At 61.2% G+C, this 17,195-nt stretch carries 16 protein-coding genes; 8 read left to right on the top strand and 8 right to left on the bottom strand.

The window, feature by feature from the left end; all coding sequences use genetic code 11:
* Positions 1–98: 98 nt before the first annotated feature.
* A complete protein-coding gene (locus BH682_RS27095; RefSeq protein WP_042451555.1) occupies positions 99–1,331 on the top strand; it encodes a PucR family transcriptional regulator in 1,233 nt (410 codons plus the stop codon).
* 4 nt (positions 1,332–1,335) lie between these two features.
* Here the strand turns inward: BH682_RS27095 and BH682_RS27090 are convergent, their stop codons facing one another.
* Complete coding sequence (locus BH682_RS27090; protein ID WP_030536118.1) at positions 1,336–1,683, bottom strand: hypothetical protein; 348 nt, start codon at positions 1,681–1,683, stop codon at positions 1,336–1,338.
* A 225-nt stretch (positions 1,684–1,908) separates the two neighbouring features.
* On the opposite strand from BH682_RS27090, the gene BH682_RS27085 reads away from it, so the two are divergent.
* Positions 1,909–2,994 (top strand): TerC family protein, encoded by a 1,086-nt coding sequence (locus BH682_RS27085; protein WP_064075031.1) that lies wholly within the window; start codon positions 1,909–1,911, stop codon positions 2,992–2,994.
* Positions 2,995–3,055: 61 nt separating this feature from the next.
* Here the strand turns inward: BH682_RS27085 and BH682_RS27080 are convergent, their stop codons facing one another.
* The gene (locus tag BH682_RS27080; protein ID WP_042451682.1) at positions 3,056–4,102 is read right to left on the bottom strand and encodes an NADP-dependent oxidoreductase; all 1,047 of its coding nucleotides are present in this window, start codon (positions 4,100–4,102) and stop codon (positions 3,056–3,058) included.
* Between the two features lie 368 nt (positions 4,103–4,470).
* Here BH682_RS27080 and BH682_RS27075 point away from each other — a divergent pair, with 368 nt between their 5' ends.
* Together BH682_RS27075 and BH682_RS27070 are read left to right on the top strand one after the other, a co-directional pair.
* Positions 4,471–5,736 (top strand): cytochrome P450, encoded by a 1,266-nt coding sequence (locus BH682_RS27075; protein WP_007730518.1) that lies wholly within the window; start codon positions 4,471–4,473, stop codon positions 5,734–5,736.
* 138 nt (positions 5,737–5,874) lie between these two features.
* Positions 5,875–6,456, top strand: coding sequence for a PadR family transcriptional regulator (locus BH682_RS27070; RefSeq protein WP_050656919.1), 582 nt, complete (start codon positions 5,875–5,877; stop codon positions 6,454–6,456).
* A 108-nt stretch (positions 6,457–6,564) separates the two neighbouring features.
* Here BH682_RS27070 and BH682_RS27065 read toward each other — a convergent pair whose 3' ends face one another.
* Entirely contained in the window at positions 6,565–7,287 is a 723-nt protein-coding gene (locus tag BH682_RS27065) for an IclR family transcriptional regulator (RefSeq protein WP_007730520.1), read from the bottom strand.
* Positions 7,288–7,567: 280 nt separating this feature from the next.
* Between BH682_RS27065 and BH682_RS27060 the strand changes: the two genes are divergently transcribed.
* On the top strand, positions 7,568–8,494 hold the full coding sequence (locus BH682_RS27060) for an alpha/beta hydrolase (RefSeq protein ID WP_007730522.1): 927 nt from the start codon (positions 7,568–7,570) through the stop codon (positions 8,492–8,494).
* A 5-nt stretch (positions 8,495–8,499) separates the two neighbouring features.
* On the opposite strand, the gene BH682_RS27055 is transcribed toward BH682_RS27060, so the two are convergent.
* Both BH682_RS27055 and BH682_RS27050 read right to left on the bottom strand, forming a co-directional pair.
* A complete protein-coding gene (locus BH682_RS27055; protein ID WP_075834703.1) occupies positions 8,500–9,150 on the bottom strand; it encodes a Dabb family protein in 651 nt (216 codons plus the stop codon).
* Complete coding sequence (locus tag BH682_RS27050; protein WP_007730530.1) at positions 9,143–9,490, bottom strand: hypothetical protein; 348 nt, start codon at positions 9,488–9,490, stop codon at positions 9,143–9,145. The genes BH682_RS27055 and BH682_RS27050 overlap by 8 nt, the downstream gene beginning before the upstream one ends.
* A gap of 241 nt (positions 9,491–9,731) precedes the next feature.
* On the opposite strand from BH682_RS27050, the gene BH682_RS27045 reads away from it, so the two are divergent.
* Together BH682_RS27045 and BH682_RS27040 are read left to right on the top strand one after the other, a co-directional pair.
* A complete protein-coding gene (locus tag BH682_RS27045) occupies positions 9,732–10,619 on the top strand; it encodes an SDR family NAD(P)-dependent oxidoreductase (protein ID WP_058038475.1) in 888 nt (295 codons plus the stop codon).
* Positions 10,620–10,666: 47 nt separating this feature from the next.
* Complete coding sequence (locus BH682_RS27040) at positions 10,667–11,530, top strand: SDR family NAD(P)-dependent oxidoreductase (RefSeq protein ID WP_007730535.1); 864 nt, start codon at positions 10,667–10,669, stop codon at positions 11,528–11,530.
* 27 nt (positions 11,531–11,557) lie between these two features.
* On the opposite strand, the gene BH682_RS27035 is transcribed toward BH682_RS27040, so the two are convergent.
* The 3 genes from BH682_RS27035 to BH682_RS27025 form a co-directional block, all read right to left on the bottom strand.
* Positions 11,558–13,054: an MFS transporter gene (locus BH682_RS27035; protein WP_202426560.1), complete on the bottom strand. Its 1,497-nt coding sequence runs from the start codon at positions 13,052–13,054 to the stop codon at positions 11,558–11,560.
* A 154-nt stretch (positions 13,055–13,208) separates the two neighbouring features.
* Entirely contained in the window at positions 13,209–14,672 is a 1,464-nt protein-coding gene (locus tag BH682_RS27030; protein ID WP_075834701.1) for a benzaldehyde dehydrogenase, read from the bottom strand.
* Between the two features lie 93 nt (positions 14,673–14,765).
* Complete coding sequence (locus BH682_RS27025) at positions 14,766–15,656, bottom strand: LysR family transcriptional regulator (protein WP_058038355.1); 891 nt, start codon at positions 15,654–15,656, stop codon at positions 14,766–14,768.
* A gap of 124 nt (positions 15,657–15,780) precedes the next feature.
* On the opposite strand from BH682_RS27025, the gene BH682_RS27020 reads away from it, so the two are divergent.
* A complete protein-coding gene (locus BH682_RS27020) occupies positions 15,781–17,148 on the top strand; it encodes an NAD(P)/FAD-dependent oxidoreductase (protein WP_003942969.1) in 1,368 nt (455 codons plus the stop codon).
* Positions 17,149–17,195: the final 47 nt, after the last annotated feature.

Genomic DNA, 17,195 nt, shown 5'->3' with positions numbered 1-17,195 from the left:
TGGACCAGTCGAAACCGGGTTGCTAGGGCTTCTTGGCCGAAGTGAGACGATAGATTTGTGACTAAGTCACAATCAGGATGACAAGTCGGGGAGGCGCCATGGACACATCGGAGTTGGACGGCTGGATTGCAAATCTCGCGCCCATCTATCTCCAGCCGGAGGTGATCGACGGTTTCGTTCAACGCATCGACGACGCCATTGCGGTGGCCAATCCTGAAGTGGCGGGTGATCGGGAGCTACGACGCGATGTGGATGCGAGCACTGCGGCGCAGCTTCGCGTCATCGTGGCCGCGATCGCGGGCGGTTCCCAGGAGGTCACGCCGCCGCCGGAGTCGGTTGCGCTTGCACTCACCGTTGCCAGGCGCGGTATGGATCTTCGAGTCCTGCTCAAGATCTACGGTGCCGGACGCCTCGCGATGCTGGGCTTCGTCGACGAGTCGATAGAAGCACTTCCGATCGGTCCGGAACTCAAGCGCGCACTTCTGGTCCGAGTGTGGGGTTCGGCGATGAGATGGCTGGAAGTGACCACCGAATTGTTGGTGGCAACGTATGCGAAGGAGCGTGAGAGCTTGGCGCGCGGCGCTTTTGCGCGTCGGTCCGAGACGGTGCACGCGATTGTCGCAGGCGAAGCACTTCACTCCGATGAGGTGTCGCAGATTCTCGACTACCCGATGCGGCGCCACCACACTGCGTTTGTTCTCTGGACGGACGACACCGATCCGGCCGCCGACGTATTGGCCCGATTGGACTCGTATGCGCGTTCCTTTGTGGACGAGTCGAATGCCGAGCGCGTGCTGACGCTGCCTTCGGGGGCGCGCGAGGTGTGGTCGTGGGTCGCGCATTTCGACGACCATGAGTGGGCGGCGCTCGATCGTGCTCGGAATTCGGACCTCCGTGTCGCGGTGGGGGCCAGCGGTTACGGAATGGAAGGATTCGCGCGCAGTCACCGCGAGGCTCTCGCCGCGCAGCGCATCGCGGTCCGTTCGACGGGTTCGCCGGGGGTCACCGTCTACGAAGATGTTCAGGTTCCCTGTCTGCTCACCGAAGATCTGGACGAACTGCGTGCGTTGGTGGCCCGGGAATTGAAAGGACTCGCCGGCGCAGACGGTGTCACGACGCGTATCCGTGACACCGTTCGGGTCTATTACGAGAACAATTGCACTGCAGCCGCTACCGCCGTGGCGCTCGGTCTGCACAAGAACACCGTGCGGTATCGACTCGATCAGGCCGAAAAGCTGTTAGACCGCAGCGTGGACCAGCGTCGGCTGCCAACAGAGTTGGCGCTCATCGCGCTGGAGAGCTACGGAGCCGCCCTCCTGGCGAACCCGTGACTCGCTACTGCATGTCGTCGAGCCCGGGGAGCGAATAGCCGGAGCTGTCATCCCAATCGGCGGGGGTGTCGTCGAGTGAAACGTCCCAGTCTGCGTCGGGCACCGCTCGCCGGAGTTCGGTCAGAGCGTTGAACCAGTAGACGAGCGAAGGAATTACCTCGGTCGGGTCGCTCGAGATCTTTGTCGAACCGTTGAGCAGAGTGTCGGGGATATCCGACGGATAGAGGTCCAGGACCTCGTAGTCGAACGGAAATTCGTCGTTGTGGACGGCGATGAGTCGGTCGACTTCGGCCTTCTCGTCGTCGGTCAGCGGTGTGGTGCGGACAGCGGAGTAGTACAACGAGGTGCTCATGCTTGCCAGGCTAGAACAAGATGCCGTCCAGCGGCGGTTTCGGACGCAACACCCTCAGATTGCATGGTTTCGGCAATTTCAGGTGTGAAAGTCGTCGATATTTCGACCGGGATGGATAGAAGTCGGCAAGGAACACTGGAGAAGACGGCGAGACGGCCGTCCGAACCCAGTGAAGGAGCTCCCCGTGACCGCAGTCATCAGTGCCATTCGGGTAGGTGGTCAGCGATGAACGTTCCCATGTGGGCGTGGGCCGCGTTCGCCGCAGTCATCGTCGTCATGTTGCTCATCGACCTGCTCGCCCACCGCGGCGCGCACGTCATCGGCTTCAAGGAAGCGGCCTGGTGGAGTGCACTCTGGGTCGGTTTGTCTCTCGTATTCGCGGTGGTCGTCACCCTGACCTTGGGGGTGAACTCGGGCGTCGAATTCACCACGGCCTGGCTGTTGGAGAAGAGCCTCTCCGTCGACAACCTCTTCGTGTTCGCCCTGATCTTCGGTTACTTCAAGGTGCCCCGTGAATACCAGCACCGCGTGTTGTTCTTCGGTGTCATCGGCGCCCTGATCTTCCGCGGTATCTTCCTCGCCGCCGGCGTTGCCGTGGTCAGCAAGTTCACGGCCGTGCTGTTCGTCTTCGCCGCCATCCTGCTCTACAGCGCCTACAAGCTGCTCAAGGACGACGACGAGAACTTCGATCCGGGAACCTCGCTGGCGGTTCGCTTGCTGCGCAAGATCATGCCGGTCCGTGAGGAATACGCAGGAACCAAGTTCTTCGTCAAGGAAGCCGGAAAGCGCGTCGCAACACCACTGTTCGCCGTCGTCGTCGCCATCGAAGCTGCCGACCTCGTGTTCGCAGTCGACAGTGTCCCGGCAGTGCTGGCAGTGAGTGACGATCCATTCATCGTGTACTCCAGCAACGCGTTTGCGATCTTGGGTCTGCGTGCCCTGTACTTCCTGCTCTCGGGCCTGCTCGAGAAGTTCCACTACCTGTCCAAGGGTCTGTCGATCATCCTCGCCTTCATCGGCGTGAAGCTGATCATGCAGGCCAGCCACAAGGTGATCAGCACGTCGATCCCCGAGATTCCCTCACTGGTCAGCCTCGCGGTGATCATCGTGGTGTTGGCAGGCTCGATCATCCTGAGTCTCAAGAAGCCGCTACCGGAAGAGCCTGAGGCCGAAGAGGTTGCGACCGGTGATGCACCGATCGACCTCGAGAAGTCAGGTCCTGACGGCAGCATCGAGAAATCCGGCGTCCAGCTCGCAACCGGCGAGCGCGACGACGATGACGACAAGGTAGATGCTCGGCCCAGAGGCTGACGCCTGATCGGCTGAACGAATCGAAAAGGGAGACCACACAACGACGTGTGGTCTCCCTTTGTCAAATCATCACCAACTGCTTCCCCCGGTTGTGCCCCGAAAGCTGCCCGATCAAGGCCGCTGGGGCATTTTCGATGCCCTCGGTGACATCGTTGCGGTAGCGCAGTCCACCTTCGGCGATTCGAGCGGACGCCCACGCCCGGTACTCCGGGTACCGGTCGTAGTGGTCGTAGCAGATGAACCCTTCGATGCGTAGACGTTTGCGTAGTACAGGGCGTAGGGGAGGCCCGACTTCGCTTTCATCCTGGTTGTATTCGCTGATCATTCCGCACACGACGACCCTTCCGAAATCGGCCATGCGATCGAAAACCGCTCGCGTGATCGAGCCTCCGACGTTGTCGAAATAGACGTCGACGCCCTTCGGGCACAATTCGTCCAACTGCTCGCCGATGTTCGCCGTCTTCCTATCTATGCAGGCGTCGAACCCCAATTCCTCCACAACGTATTCGGTCTTCTCACCCCCGGCGATTCCGATCACCCGGGCGCCCGCCAGCTTCGCGATTTGGCCTGCAACCATGCCGACTGCTCCGCCGGCCGCCGAAACCACGACTGTGTCTCGCTCTCGGACGTCGGCGACCAACCGCATTCCGCAGTGTGCGACAAATCCTGGCTGTCCTAGAATTCCGAGTTCATCTCCTAGGGAAGCTCGATTCTCCCTCGGTATGCGGTCCAGGGCAGCGCCTTTGATTGTGTGATAAACCTGCCAGTGCGTGCCGCCTCGAACCAAATCACCTGCCGCAAAGTCAGGATGCCGCGAAGAAATCACTTCGCCGACTGCGATGCCGTCCAAACCGGAGTGCGCAGGCACTACTCCAGCCAAGACGACGTCGCCGATACCGGCAACAGCTCCCAACGGCCCGGGGGCAGAGCTGGTGGACGGTAGGCGTCTTCGTATCGCCGGATCGATCGAAAGATAGTGGGCGCGGAACAGAACTTCGCCGTCCGCGGGCGGCCGGATCGGAACCTCGTCGATCCGAAAATCTTCTACGACAGGCAAGCCGCGGGGAGCTCGAACGACTCGCACAGCGCGGTTCACATATTCGGTCATGCGCAATTTCCAATCTGCTTCGACACCGGTTCGCATCACTTCTCGGGACGATTGCCCGGAATTGATCTCGCCGCCTTACTGATTCACGGCGAAGACGTCTGGGAATTCTGTCCTCGAGCAGCAAGGAGCGCACCTTCCCGCCCGCTCAGTGAGAATGTGGCAACCCGACGTCCGGAGCGCGACTTCATTTCCCATACAGCGGGCGGTTTGTTGGTTGCCTCGTAGTCCGACTGTGAAGCTCTGCGCAGTTCAGTTCAGCGCAGCGCTGACGCTCGTCACCAGTGGTATTCGGCTGTGGATTTTTACGAGGGCGTCAATGATCTGCCAGATCTTGTGTGAGTGATTTTGTCGAGGACGAGAGGTTGACTATGACTTCGCCGGTGGGTTCGGAGCGTGCGGTTCATGACACAACGGATTGGCTCAGAACGGGATTGGTCGATCCAACGGAGCCAGGCTTCCTGTCCGATCCGTACGCGCGGTACGCGATTGCGCGAGAAGTTGCTCCGGTACAACAGCATTCGAATGGCGTATACATGCTTTTCGCCTACGACGACGTGAAACGCGCACTGGCGGACAAGTCGCTGAGTTCGTCGGAACAGTATGCACTCGAGGCACCGCGCAATATGCGGATCAAGGCGGCCGGTGGTAGCGACGCCTACTTGTTGCGCCCATCGTTGTCGAAGCTGGATCCGCCGGACCATCTGGCATTGCGCAAGCTACTGGCGCGCCCGTTCACGCCCAGGGCAATCAAGCGTTACGACGCGCGGGCGAAGGAAATCGTCGACGAGTTGCTTGCCGATCATGGACGGGGCTCCGAGATCGAGCTGGTGACGGAAGTTGCTCATCCGCTACCGATTCGCCTTGTCTGCGAAATTTTCGGTATCCCCGTACCTGCCGACACCGATACGATGTTCGAGTGGACCCGTAAGGGACTCAACCTACTCGATCCGTTTCTGACTGCCGAGCAGACCAGCGACTACATTTCCGCTCAGCGTGATTTCTCGGCACACCTTCAGGACGTTATCGCTTGGAAGCGCAACAATCTTGGCGACGACATCCTGTCGGACTTCATCTCCGCCGGCGACGAAGGCGAGATAATCGGGCCGGATCAAGTTGCCGCAACCGTGCAGACTTTGGTCATCGCCGGACTGGACACCACAGTCAATCAGGTCGGTCTCACCATGAATGCACTTATGGGCCATCGTGATCAGTGGGAACGACTCGTCGACGACAGGGCACTGCTCGATCACGCGGTAGAAGAAGTCCTGCGCTATGAGCCGACGGCGCAGTTGATGATTCGCATTGCTCCCGAGGATTACGCGGTGGGAGATGCGGTGATTCCGGCCGGAAATCACATTGTGACGTGGCTGGCGTCGGCAAACCGCGATGAAACTCGATTCGGTCCGAACGCGGACAGATTGGACTGGTCGAGGTCAAATGTCCGGGACCACATCACGTTCGGTCACGGTGCGCACGCTTGCCTCGGTGCGTGGTTGGCCCGGCTGGAGATCAAGACCATCCTGAATGCGTTGATCGACAAAGCGCCGAAGACCGAGCTCGTCGACGGTGGAGTGACGTGGGGTGGCACGGCCTTTATCCGCGGTGTCTCCGAACTGCGATTGAACCTTTTCTGATTGCACGAATTCGTGAACAGACCACTCGGTGGGCAAGTCGGTGTCAGATGGTCGACGTCTTGTTAGTCTGGGCCGGTGCCTGATCCCGCAACTGCGTGTTACCCGGCATTGCCCGCGACAAGTTGGGCAGTGCTGGGAATGCTCACATTCGGAGAAGAACTCAGTGGCAGCGATCTGAAAAGCTGGGCCGACTGGAGCATCGGGTTCTATTACTGGAGCCCGTCGGTGAGCCAGGTCTATACCGAGCTCAAAAAGCTGGAAACGCTGGGATTCGTCAGTTCGCGGGAGGTTTCGGAATCGGGTGGGCGTCGTCGACGAGTGTTCACGATAACCGAATCCGGTATCGAGGCTCTCAGATCATGGTCACGCCGATCGGAGATCGAAACCCCCGTTCTCAAACATGGAGTGATGTTGAGACTGTGGGTCGGCCACCTCAACGACCCCGATCAGCTCAAGTCGATAGTGCTCGATCACATCGACAACCTCGAGGCAAAGAAGCTCAAGGCAATCGAACACGCCGATAACTCGGAGAATGAACCCGCCTGGGCATTTACCGAGATGAGTCTGCGATGGATAGGCCGCCATTTTCAGATGGAGATCGACCTCGCCGCTCAGTTGCTCGATGACATCGATGAGGCCGCCGCTCGATTCGCGCAAGGCGACGCCAACGCTCTCGGCTTGCCGCAGCCCGTCAATGCCGGTAGTTGGAAGTTGATCTGAGCGTGCGGAGGTACAACTCTCCAGATTCTGCCCCACGCCAATAGAATTGTGCTGTCGAGGTTTTCGTGCCCAGTCTTCGTGCCCAGTCTTCGTGCCTAGTCTTCGTGCCTACTGAGCTCGCATGCTTTCGGTGGTCCGGACGCCCGCATTTCGCCACAGGGAAGCGGCTGTTTCCCGAAGAAGCCCGGTGAGAGGCGAGTTCCGCTCGTCGAGCGGCATTTGTCGGAGCGGTCCGCAGATCGACAGCGCGGAGGTCGCGACGCCGATCGGGCCGATCGGAGTGGCGATCGTGCCGAATCCGTCGATCGGCGTGTCACGGCCGTATCCCACGCCGGTTTTTCGGACCTCGTCGGCCGCCTCTCCTCGCTCGTTGTTGAAGGTGTGGAGGACCCTGCCGACGAGAGTTCCGTCTGCGCGCGTGCTGAAACCGATCCGATTCGGAATCATGCTGGCGAAACGACCTGCCATGTGGGCGCGGCACACCACATTTGAGCCGTCGAGAATCGTCATCTCGACGATCAGTCCGGTACGCCGGTGCAATTCGTACAGGTGCGGATGCGCAGCTGAGTGAAGTCTGTCCTGGTACACGGCCAACGAGCCGAGTTCCACGAGCCGCAACCCGAGCGTGTAATCGCGGCCGCTGCGGTGCAGCCACCGAAGTTGGACCAGATGGTCGAGTATGCGGTGGGCTGAAGACCTTGGAAGCCCGGTTCGTCGGACAATCTCGGCGAGGGTGAGACGATCTCGACCGCCGAACGCATCCAGTAGCAGAGAGACTCGGTCGAGGAAGGCGTTCGGCGTTGCGGGATCGACCTCGAGCTGGAGCGACATGTGTTCCCTCTGCTATCCCGTAGTCAAGTTGGACAACTGCCCTGGACAAGGCTATTTCGATTAGGAATGATGACATGTTTTTTCTGCTTTGTGAAGAAGGCCACCCTGTGGATCGGACGCCTCCGGTGCTCGTCGGCGGAAACGGACCACTGATCGGGAGAGCGGGTTCCTTGCTTGGTGGTGGGCGATCTACGTTGACGTGATCACACGCCAAGTGGACAAACGCGGATGCCGGCGCAGACGTAGCGCCACCCGCCGGGCTGAGAGACCAGGAGACGATATGACGATTCAAGCGGAAGTCACCACGATGCTCGCAACCCTCAACGCTGGATTCCCGGATGTCACCAGTGTCCCGCCGTCGGAGCTACGAACTCTGATTCGGAACCGACGTGCGCCGCTGACGGGTCTTCCCGACATGCTTTCAGTCGAGAATCACGTAATCGACGGTCCCGGTGGAGATCTGGCAATTCGCGTCTTTCGTCCGCATGGAACCTCGAACGACGTTCCTCTCGTGGTCTTCGCTCACGGGGGCGGTTTCGTGTTCTGCGATCTGGACAGTCACGACGAATTCTGTCGATCGATGGCGCAGGGAGTCGGCGCAGTAGTGGTTGCCGTCGACTATCGGTTGGCGCCGGAGCATCCGGCACCGGCAGCCCACGACGACGTCTACGCCGCGGTGGCGTGGGCCAGCGAGCATGCTGCCGAATACGGTTCCGACGCAGGTAAAATCGCACTTGTGGGCGACAGTGCGGGAGGGAACCTCGCGGCGACCGTGGCTATTGCCGCTCGGGATCGGGGTGGTCCGGAAATCGCCCTTCAGGTTCTCATCTACCCCGTGATCGACGACGACTTCGAAACCGAGTCGTATCGGCTCTACGGCACGGGTCACTACAACACCACCGCAGCGATGGAATGGTACTGGCAGCAGTACGCGCCTGAAGGTCGCGACGACGCCCGTGTGATTCCTACGCGTGCGGAGACGCTCGCCGGTCTTCCGTCTGCTGTCGTCGTGACAGCCGAACTCGATCCGCCGTGTTCGTCAGGTGACGCGTATGCGCAGATGCTCGCGACGGCTGGCGTTTCGGTGCGCCATCATCGCTTCGAAGGATTGTTCCACGGCTTCCTCACTATCCCGTCTTTGTCACTGACCGAGCCTGCGCGACAGAAGCTTTGGGCGATGACGCGCGAGGCGCTCGGTAGCGAGTAGGCAGATCACTTCACTGTCAGGAGTCTCTCGGTGAGATTGCCGAACGTGTGACAGATTCTGTCGTGGACCACGGCCTCGGGACATTCGGGGTCGAACCACCGGTCCACCACTGCCCAGTGAATCGGATGATCGAGGTACTGGGTCTGCAGTGAGCCGAGGTCGGTGAACTCCTGCTCCCAGACATGAGTCCATGGTGTGTGCCCGATCGCTGCGTCGACTCGGCTGAGACGCCAGGCGCAGATCGACGAGATATGGGTAGGCATCCTGAGCAGATCCCGTTCGAATTCCTCGAGTACGTCCTGGGGTGTGCCGGGGGATACCCGGATGAACAGCGCTCGGTACACCTGACCGGCGGCGTCGGCGCCGGAACGTCCCGTGGTCCCGGACGAGTACTCGGCACCGTGGAAGTGGTCGACGGCGGCGCAGCGCAGGCTGTCGTCGACCGCATCTCGGGCTGTCTGCCAAGCCATCTCGTCTTCGAACTGAAGATGGACGATCAGATCTCCGCCGTTGATGACGCCGGGAAGTGTCGTACAGACGAGACGACGCAGCGCGTTCGACGATTCGGCAACTGCGGCAATGTTCTTCACTGCATCGGTCCACTCGTCGGCGCCCGCCCCGTTGGCGGCGTGCACGACTCTTGTCACGTTATACATTGCTCAGTCCTTCGATGTCCTTTGCTGCGGCGGCCATGGAGCGACTCCGTTCGATTATGAGCGGAGCCATTGCATCCCACCACTGCCTGAGGGTGGAGTCTCTGCGGCCCTGGCGCGTCATCGACCACCAGCCGGCCGTGCCGTCGACCGTCCAGGTGACGGTCAAGGTGTTCGGGTCTTGATCGCACCACAACGGAGGGCTGACGAGTACGTCGGCGAGTGTCATGCCGCGACGCTGTGCACTCGGCAAATACTGGTCGAGTAGCGCGTCGACGAACTGTCGACCGCATCCCGGTTTCGTGACTATCCGATCGATCACGTAGAGCGTTTCATCTGCCATTGGTGAAGATTACTTTCCCCTAACTCGTTGTGATGCTTTCGATCTCACACAGCGGGAGATAGCGGATTTGGTCATGTGCCCGGCATTTCGACACCTCCCGTCAGGCGGGAATCGTTGCTGTGCAACAGAATCGGATGATGCAACATGGCGGACAACGATTGCGTGAAATGCAGTCGAACTCAGGTCGAACACATACGTCATGTGTTCGATGTCGTGAAGTGGAAGAGCCTTGGAGGAGCAGTTGAATCACTCGCTGGTAGGGAAGACCGCGCTGGTGACCGGGAGCAGTCGAGGCATCGGCAGGGCGATCGCCAGGCGACTGGCGGCAGAGGGGGCAACCGTGGTCGTCACCGCACGGTCGGCTCGGCCTACCGCGGCAGTCCGTGCCGACAGTAATGTCGTCATCGGCGGTACGTTGTCCGAGACCGTCGAGATGATCGAGTCGCAACACGGTCGTGCACTTGCCATTCCGGCCGATCTCGAGGATTCCGAGGCTCGCGACGGATTGATCGAGAAGGTCGTCTCGCGGACCGGAGGTATCGACATCCTCGTGAACAATGCCGGGTTTGCCGACTACGCGCCGATCGAGAAGATGTCGCTGGCGACGTTCGATCGGACCCTCGACCACTACATTCGCGCGCCGTTCGCCCTGTCGAAGGCAGCCATCCCCTACATGCGAGAGCGCGGCGCAGGCTGGATCGTGAACATCGGTTCCTCGACGGGACTGAATCCGATCAGGCCCTTCCGCGACTACAACAAGACGTCGGGTGACGTGATTTACGCGTCGATGAAGGCAGCACTGCACAGGTTCACACAGGGCCTCGCCGCGGAGGTGCTGGACGACAATATCGCGGTCAACTCGGTGGGGCCTTCCACTGCGATCTCGACTCCCGGCGCCGACGCACTCATTCCGGATGGATACGAAACCGAGCCCGTCGAGTATCTTGCCGAGACGGTACTGGCCATGTGTTCTCTTCCCGCGGCCGAGCGGACCGGCCTTGTAGCCTTCAGTCTTCATTTTCCCTGGTATCAGGATCTGGTCGTGAAGGCGCTCGACGGGCAAGGGCTGATGCCCAGACGTGAGCCACCGACGTGGTGCAATCCCAACATTCTGCCCGAAGGAATCTGAAGTCTTTGTCGAGCAATAGTTTCGGCGACACAACCCGAGGAGTGGAGATGTCCCACGCTGAACGCCGGTTCGGTACCGGCACGGCCGTCGTGACCGGTGCGGGGGCCGGTATCGGTGCAGGGTTCGCCCGTCACCTTGCGCGGCTGGGAATGACGGTGGTCGTTGCCGACATCGACGAGGAGCGTGCGTCGCTCGTCGCCGAGGACATTCGCGCGGCCGGTGGGAGAGCTGACGTCCATGGGGTGGACGTAGCGGATGCCGATGCCGTGAAGAGGATGGCGGACAATGTGTTCGATCGTCACGGCAGCGTCGAGTTGCTGGTCAACAATGCCGGAGTGGAGACGGCCGGGTTGCTGTGGGAAGTCAGTGGTGCGCGGTGGAGACGGTTGATGGAGATCAACGTCGACGGCGTCTTCTATTGCCTTCGTGCTTTCGTGCCATTGATGTTGAAGGTGGGTAAGCCGGCGTGTGTGGCCAATCTGTCTTCTGTCGGCGGGATCAACAGCGCCGCGGTGCAAGGACCGTACATCGTCAGTAAGTTCGCGGTGCTGGCGATGACCGAGAGCTTGCACCAAGATCTGTCGTTGGTCGACTCTCCGATTCAGGTCAGTGCTGTTGTTCCACACTCGATCCGGAGTGAGATCTTTCGTGCGGCCCAGCGTGACGCGCCGACTACGAACGTCACGGCAAACGCTGTCTTCGATGCAATGCAACAGGCGAACGTCGAATCCGGACTCGACCCGCTCGATGCCGCCGAGCACATGACCGAAGCAATAGCGCGTGGGGACTTCTGGGTGTTCTCCGACGACGACGCGTGTCGGCAGTTCACCGACCGCCGAGCCGCTCAGCTTCGAGACCTGCTACCTCCCGCCGATCCTCGCACAATGCTCACACGCATGGGCATCTCGTGAATGCGGAGCTGTTCGGAGCAGGCCTGTTCACGCGCTGCCGTTGACAGACGTCGACGCACTCTTGGGGAGGCCTGACCAACCCACCAGGCCGACCAGAGCGAAAGCTACGGCGGCAGTGACGAAGGTGACGGTGAAGGCGGATTCGCTGGGCAGAGCGGATACGCCCTCTGGCAGGTTCGCGATGGTCATCGAGGCGAGAATCGTAGTCACCACTGCACTGCCCATGGCGCTGCCGGTGGAACGGGAGATCGAGTTGATGCCGTTGGCTATTCCACTCTGGTGTCGCGGAACGCTCGACATGATGATCGCGGGCATGGCCGCGTAGCCCAGGCTCACGGCGGCGCCGATCACGATGCCGGCACCGATGACCGACGCGGTGTGCGTGTGGTCGTACGCGAGCCAGGCGAACGGCACCGCACCACAGATGGCGGTGAGTCCCAGGACGAAGCGTGGCCCACGCACTCTGATGAGCCGCCCACCGATCGGTGCTGCGATCAGCGAGGCAATCGCACCCGGCAGCAGGAATTCCACCGACGCACGCAGAATGCTGGCGTCGAATCCGTATCCCGTGAGGGCGTGGGGAAGCTGCACGAGATAGGAGATGCCCAGGAAGTTGGCGAACATTCCGAAGCCCAGCATGACCCCCGCCAGATTCGCCATCATCACGGGCCGGTGGACGAACATTCGCATGTCGACCAGTGGTTCGTCGACGATCTTCTCGATCCAGACCCAGACTGCGAACATCACGATCGAGCCCAGGAAAACACCGATGGTCACGGGTGAGAACCAACCCCATTGGTGGCCTTGCGAAATCGACAACAGGAGCAGAAGGAGTGCAGCGCCCAGGCTCAGCGCGCCGATGACGTCGACGCGCCCGCCGCTCTTGTGCTTGGTTGCCGGAACCAGCGTGATGACGGCGACGAGGGCAAGCAACGCGAACCCGGTGGCCATCCAGAAGGCATTGCGGTAGTCGGCATCCGGAGCCGATGTGAGAAGTCCGGTGGCTACGAGGGCGAGCCCGCTGCCGAATGCGAGAGTTCCGCTGACCAATGCCATCGCGCCGGGAAGCTTGTGTGGGCGGACCTCTTCGCGCAGGACCGACAGAGCCAGCGGGAAGATGGCGGTGGCGGTCCCCTGGAGGACGCGTCCGAGGATGAGAAGTGGCAGATTGTGTGCCAGTGCGGCGACGATCGAACCGATGACCATGACGACCAGAACGCCGACCAGCGTGCGCTTCTTGCCGTGCTGATCGCCGTAGCGGCCCAACAGGGGAGTGAAAACGGCGGCCGACAGCAACGTCGCCGTCGTCACCCAACTGATGCCGGCCGCGGATGCGCCCAGATCGGACTGAATACGCCCCAAAATCGGGACGGGCAGTGTCTGCATCATCGAGACGATCATCGCGGCCAGGCTGAGCGCCCCGATGATGACGGCCTCGCGGCGCGGCGATGTTACGACGGATACATCCGGGGTGTCGTGGACCGTTGGCTGCGCAGCGCTGTCGGTCGTCACTGAATTCGTCAAGTGGGTCCTTCTCGGGAATTACAAGAGAAATTGCTTAATGTGCCGAAGTAATTTTCTCTGGATGGTAAGTCCGCGAGATCGATCCCGTCAATGCTGGTCAGTGAGCCCCTGGGGTCAGTTCGGTGTATTCAGGACCAACTCGGCGTGTTCCGGACTAGAAGGGGTAGACCGGGAGTGCGCTCTGCGCAGTCACCCACTGCGTTTCGGTGAAGGCGTCGAGGTTTGCGCCGATACCGCCGACGCGGCCACCGTTACCCGAAGACGCCATACCGCCGAACGGGATGACTGCTTCGTCGCCGACGGTCTGATCGTTGATGTGTACGAGGCCGGTGGGGATTTGTTGGGCGAGCTCGAGCCCGCGCATGGCGTCGGAGGTCAGAATGCCCAGTGACAGTCCGTACTCGGAATCGTTGGCTATGGCGACGGCCTGTTCGACGGTGGCGAAGGAGGTGACCGGTGCGACTGGCCCGAAGACTTCGTCGGCGAATGCCGGCGCGGTGAGTGGGGTGTCGGCCAGCACGGTGGGCCGGTAGAAGAGATCTTCGTAGGTGCCGCCGGCCGCCAGTTTTGCTCCGGCCGCGATGCTTCCGGTGACCAGGGAGTGGATGTGGTCGCGTTGTCTGGAGTCGATGATGGGTCCGAGTGCGACCTGACCGGTGAACGGGTCGCCTACCGGAAGCTTGTCGGCGTGTTCGGCAAGGAGTGCGGTGTAGTCGGCGGCGATACTTCCGTGGACGAGTTGGCGGCCGGTGGTCATGCAGATCTGCCCCTGGTGCATGAAGGATCCGAAAGCGCCTACAGATGCGGCCTTTTCGAGGTCGACGTCGTCCATGACGATCAGTGCGTTGTTTCCCCCGAGTTCGAGGTGTGCTCGTTTGAGATGGCGGCCCGCCAGTTCACCGACAGCGCGTCCTGCCCGGGTCGACCCGGTGAATGCGATGACGCGAACGCTCGGATGAACCACGATTGCCTCACCGGCGTCAGCGCCACCCGGCAGCATGCCGAACACTCCGGCAGGCAAACCGGCTTCTTCGAAGATGCGGGCAAGAACCACACCGCCACAGATCGCCGTGCGCGGATCAGGCTTGAGGATCACCGAATTGCCCAGTGCCAGTGCGGGAGCGACTGCACGGATCGACAGAATGATCGGGAAGTTGAACGGTGCGATGACGCCGACGGTGCCGACGGGGACGCGACGGGAGAAGCTCAGCCGCGGTTGCTCCGAGCGCAGCACCTCGCCGATGGGGTGTGCGGCCAAAGCTGCTGCGTTGTAGCACTCTTCGGCAGCGGTGTGGGTTTCCAGTCCGGCTTTGGCGGGAATGCTGCCGGCCTCGCGGATTACCCATTCGCCGATTTCGTCGGCGTACCGCTCGAACAGTTGACCGGCGCGGCGTAGAACGGCGGCTCGTTCGGTGTACGGCCTTGCTGCCCAATCCTTCTGAGCGGCAGTAGCTTTTGTTGCAGCGGCTGCCACGTCGTCTGGTGTTGCCATGCCGACCGTCGTCAACTGCTTGCCGGTGGCCGGCTCGACGACAATACGATCGTCGGCGCTACCGCGAACCCATTCGCCGTCGAAGATCTTCGATTCCCACACAGGTTCGCTCAGCAAACGCGTCATGGCCGCTCCTCGGTAAAGGGATGCAACCGCGCGCCGCATCACATGGTTGTGGACCACGTTGCTCCGTGAGGGGAGTCGATCGCCATCGCACTTTCACTCAGTGAAAGACGGATTCATGGCGTCCTTGAGCGCTTGGATCAGATCGGCGAACTCGGTCGAGTGGGTGGCGCCGCTGCGGGTCACTCCCGAGACGGGAATTCGCAAGCGGCCGTTCGATTCTCGCATGAAGCTGATGCCGGCGCGTGGAGATTCGCCTGCGGTGATCGAATACAGCAGGGTCCAGGCGCGCGGGTTGGTGATCACGTCCAGCGTGGCTGTGTGATCGCTCGGAATTGCTGGGCCCAGTTGGACGCGTCGATCTATCTCGCGGAACGCGTCCTCGACCACCTTGTGAATGAGCACCTGGCTTTGGCGCGGCGGCAGGAGCAGGGGGTATGCGGCCAGATCATTGAGGTCGACGCTTTGCTGGCCGGCCAGGGGGTGCCGGCTCGACATTACGACCAGCAGATCTTCGACGCCGAGATCCAAGGGTTCGAGTCCGGGGCGGTCGACGCCGCCGCGAATCAGCGCGATGTCGGCGTCACCGGAGGCCACGGCGTCCATGCGGTGGGCAAAACTCTTGATGACGAACTCGACGTCCAGGTCCGGATGAAGTTCGCGCACGTGTGCGATGGCGTCCAGCGTCTGAGCGGCGAAGCTCATGTTTCCGGTGATCCGGATCCGGGCTCGTGGGTCGCGTGCGACGGAGTATGCCATCGTTTCGAGGCTGAGGACTTGCTGCGCGATGGGCACGAGTCGCGATCCTGCCGGGGCAAGGCGAACGGCTCGGGTCGAGCGTTCGAAGAGTGTCGCGCCAAGCTCCTTCTCCAGTCGGGCGACCTGATGGCTGATCGCCGACTGCGAGATGAAGCAGCGCTCGGCAGCGCGACTGAAGCTCAGTTCCTCGCTCACGACGAGGAAGTACTTGAGTTGGCGGAAGTCCATGAGGACAGCTTACTTATGAGCAATCGAGATAACAGTCTTGCGAATACTCCAGCTAGCTGGACCCGACCCATGATCAGTCCATACCGTAATAGTCATACTTTCAATTTGGTTGAGGAGATTTGTTGTGGATAGAACAGCTGCGGGTCGCGCTGACATCGACGCGACTGGACACGAGCAGACTCAGGTAGTCATCGTCGGTTCGGGATTCGGAGCCCTCGCCGCGGCCAAGACCCTCGCGAAGTCCAAGACGCCGTTCGTCCTCATCTCCGCCACCACCGAGCACCTCTTCCAGCCGCTGCTCTACCAGGTGGCGACGGGCGTTCTGTCGGCAGGCGAAGTTGCTCCGCCCATCCGCACGATCCTGCAGAAGTACCCCAACGCCGACGTGCGTCTCGGTCGCGTCGTCGAGGTCAACGCCGAAGAGAACACCGTCGTCTACGAGGCTTCGGGCACCCGCCACACTCTCGGATACCGCTCGCTCATCGCAGCCACCGGTGCCACCCAGGCGTACTTCGGTCATGACGAGTTCGAAAAGGTCACCTACAAGCTCAAGACCGTCGAGGATGCCGAGGTCCTGCGTAAGCAGATCCTGCGTTGCTTCGAAGAGGCTCACACCACCAACGACGCGCTGGTTCGCCGCAACCTGCTCAGCTTCGTTGTCGTCGGTGCAGGCGCGACCGGCGTCGAGCTCGCCGGACAGATCAAGGAACTGGCGCGTCGCTACTTCGCCAAGTCCATCAACAACATCAGCGCCGACGAGGTCACGGTCACCATGGTCGAGGGCGCGGGCGTTGCGCTTCCGGCCTTCGGCGGCAAGCTCAGTGAGTACACACAGGCCTCGCTCGAGAAGTCGGGTGTCGAGGTTGTTCTCAACACCATGGTCACCGCCATCGACGAGCACGGTGTCACCGTCTCTTCGGCAAAGACCAAGGAAGAGAAGCGCATCGACGCCGAGACCGTCATCTGGTCGGCCGGTGTTCGAGCCAACGACTTCGCCGCAGTGCTCGGCGAGGCGACCGGTTGTGAGAGTGACCGTGCAGGTCGTCTGCTCATCAATCCGGACTTGACCGTCGGCGGGTTCGCCAACGTCTTTGCCATCGGCGACATGACTTCGCTGAACGGTCTGCCGGGTCAGTCGCCCGTTGCAATGCAGGGTGGCCGTCACGCAGCGAAGACTGTGAACGGAAAGGTCAAGGCCGGAACGCCTTTCAAATACTTCGACAAGGGCAGCATGTCGATCATCAGCCGATTCAGCGCTGTGTGTCGCGTCCGCAAGGTCGAGTTCAAGGGCACGATCGCCTGGTTCATGTGGCTGGCCGTGCACGTGATGTATCTGGTGGGCTTCCGCAACCGGTATGTCGCTGTGATGTCGTGGTTCGGTTCGTTCATCGGTCACCGTCGTCCGCACTTCCACTACGCGCAGGAGCCGATGAAGATCGAGGCCACGCCGCCGGTGACCGAACGCGAACCGGAATTGGCGCACTCCGCGTAGCTCCGCACCGCCTGAACACGTTTCGCCTGATGTCAGTCACACTGTGT

Source organism: Rhodococcus sp. YL-1 (genome assembly GCF_001942025.1).
Taxonomy (GTDB): domain Bacteria; phylum Actinomycetota; class Actinomycetes; order Mycobacteriales; family Mycobacteriaceae; genus Rhodococcus_F; species Rhodococcus_F qingshengii.
The sequence above is the reverse complement of the archived record's forward strand: the minus strand, read 5'-3'. Positions and strand labels throughout refer to the sequence as shown.

Excerpts from the sequence above, each read along its gene's own strand:
- BH682_RS27025 (WP_058038355.1), bottom strand. The coding sequence starts at position 15,656 with ATGGACTTCCGCCAACTCAAGTACTTCCTCGTCGTGAGCGAGGAACTG.
- BH682_RS27040 (WP_007730535.1), top strand. The coding sequence starts at position 10,667 with ATGTCCCACGCTGAACGCCGGTTCGGTACCGGCACGGCCGTCGTGACC.
- BH682_RS27080 (WP_042451682.1), bottom strand. The coding sequence starts at position 4,102 with ATGACCGAATATGTGAACCGCGCTGTGCGAGTCGTTCGAGCTCCCCGC.
- BH682_RS27060 (WP_007730522.1), top strand. The coding sequence starts at position 7,568 with ATGACGATTCAAGCGGAAGTCACCACGATGCTCGCAACCCTCAACGCT.
- BH682_RS27055 (WP_075834703.1), bottom strand. The coding sequence starts at position 9,150 with ATGTATAACGTGACAAGAGTCGTGCACGCCGCCAACGGGGCGGGCGCC.
- BH682_RS27070 (WP_050656919.1), top strand. The coding sequence starts at position 5,875 with ATGCTCACATTCGGAGAAGAACTCAGTGGCAGCGATCTGAAAAGCTGG.
- BH682_RS27065 (WP_007730520.1), bottom strand. The coding sequence starts at position 7,287 with ATGTCGCTCCAGCTCGAGGTCGATCCCGCAACGCCGAACGCCTTCCTC.
- BH682_RS27090 (WP_030536118.1), bottom strand. The coding sequence starts at position 1,683 with ATGAGCACCTCGTTGTACTACTCCGCTGTCCGCACCACACCGCTGACC.
- BH682_RS27095 (WP_042451555.1), top strand. The coding sequence starts at position 99 with ATGGACACATCGGAGTTGGACGGCTGGATTGCAAATCTCGCGCCCATC.
- BH682_RS27030 (WP_075834701.1), bottom strand. The coding sequence starts at position 14,672 with ATGACGCGTTTGCTGAGCGAACCTGTGTGGGAATCGAAGATCTTCGAC.
- BH682_RS27050 (WP_007730530.1), bottom strand. The coding sequence starts at position 9,490 with ATGGCAGATGAAACGCTCTACGTGATCGATCGGATAGTCACGAAACCG.
- BH682_RS27085 (WP_064075031.1), top strand. The coding sequence starts at position 1,909 with ATGAACGTTCCCATGTGGGCGTGGGCCGCGTTCGCCGCAGTCATCGTC.
- BH682_RS27075 (WP_007730518.1), top strand. The coding sequence starts at position 4,471 with ATGACTTCGCCGGTGGGTTCGGAGCGTGCGGTTCATGACACAACGGAT.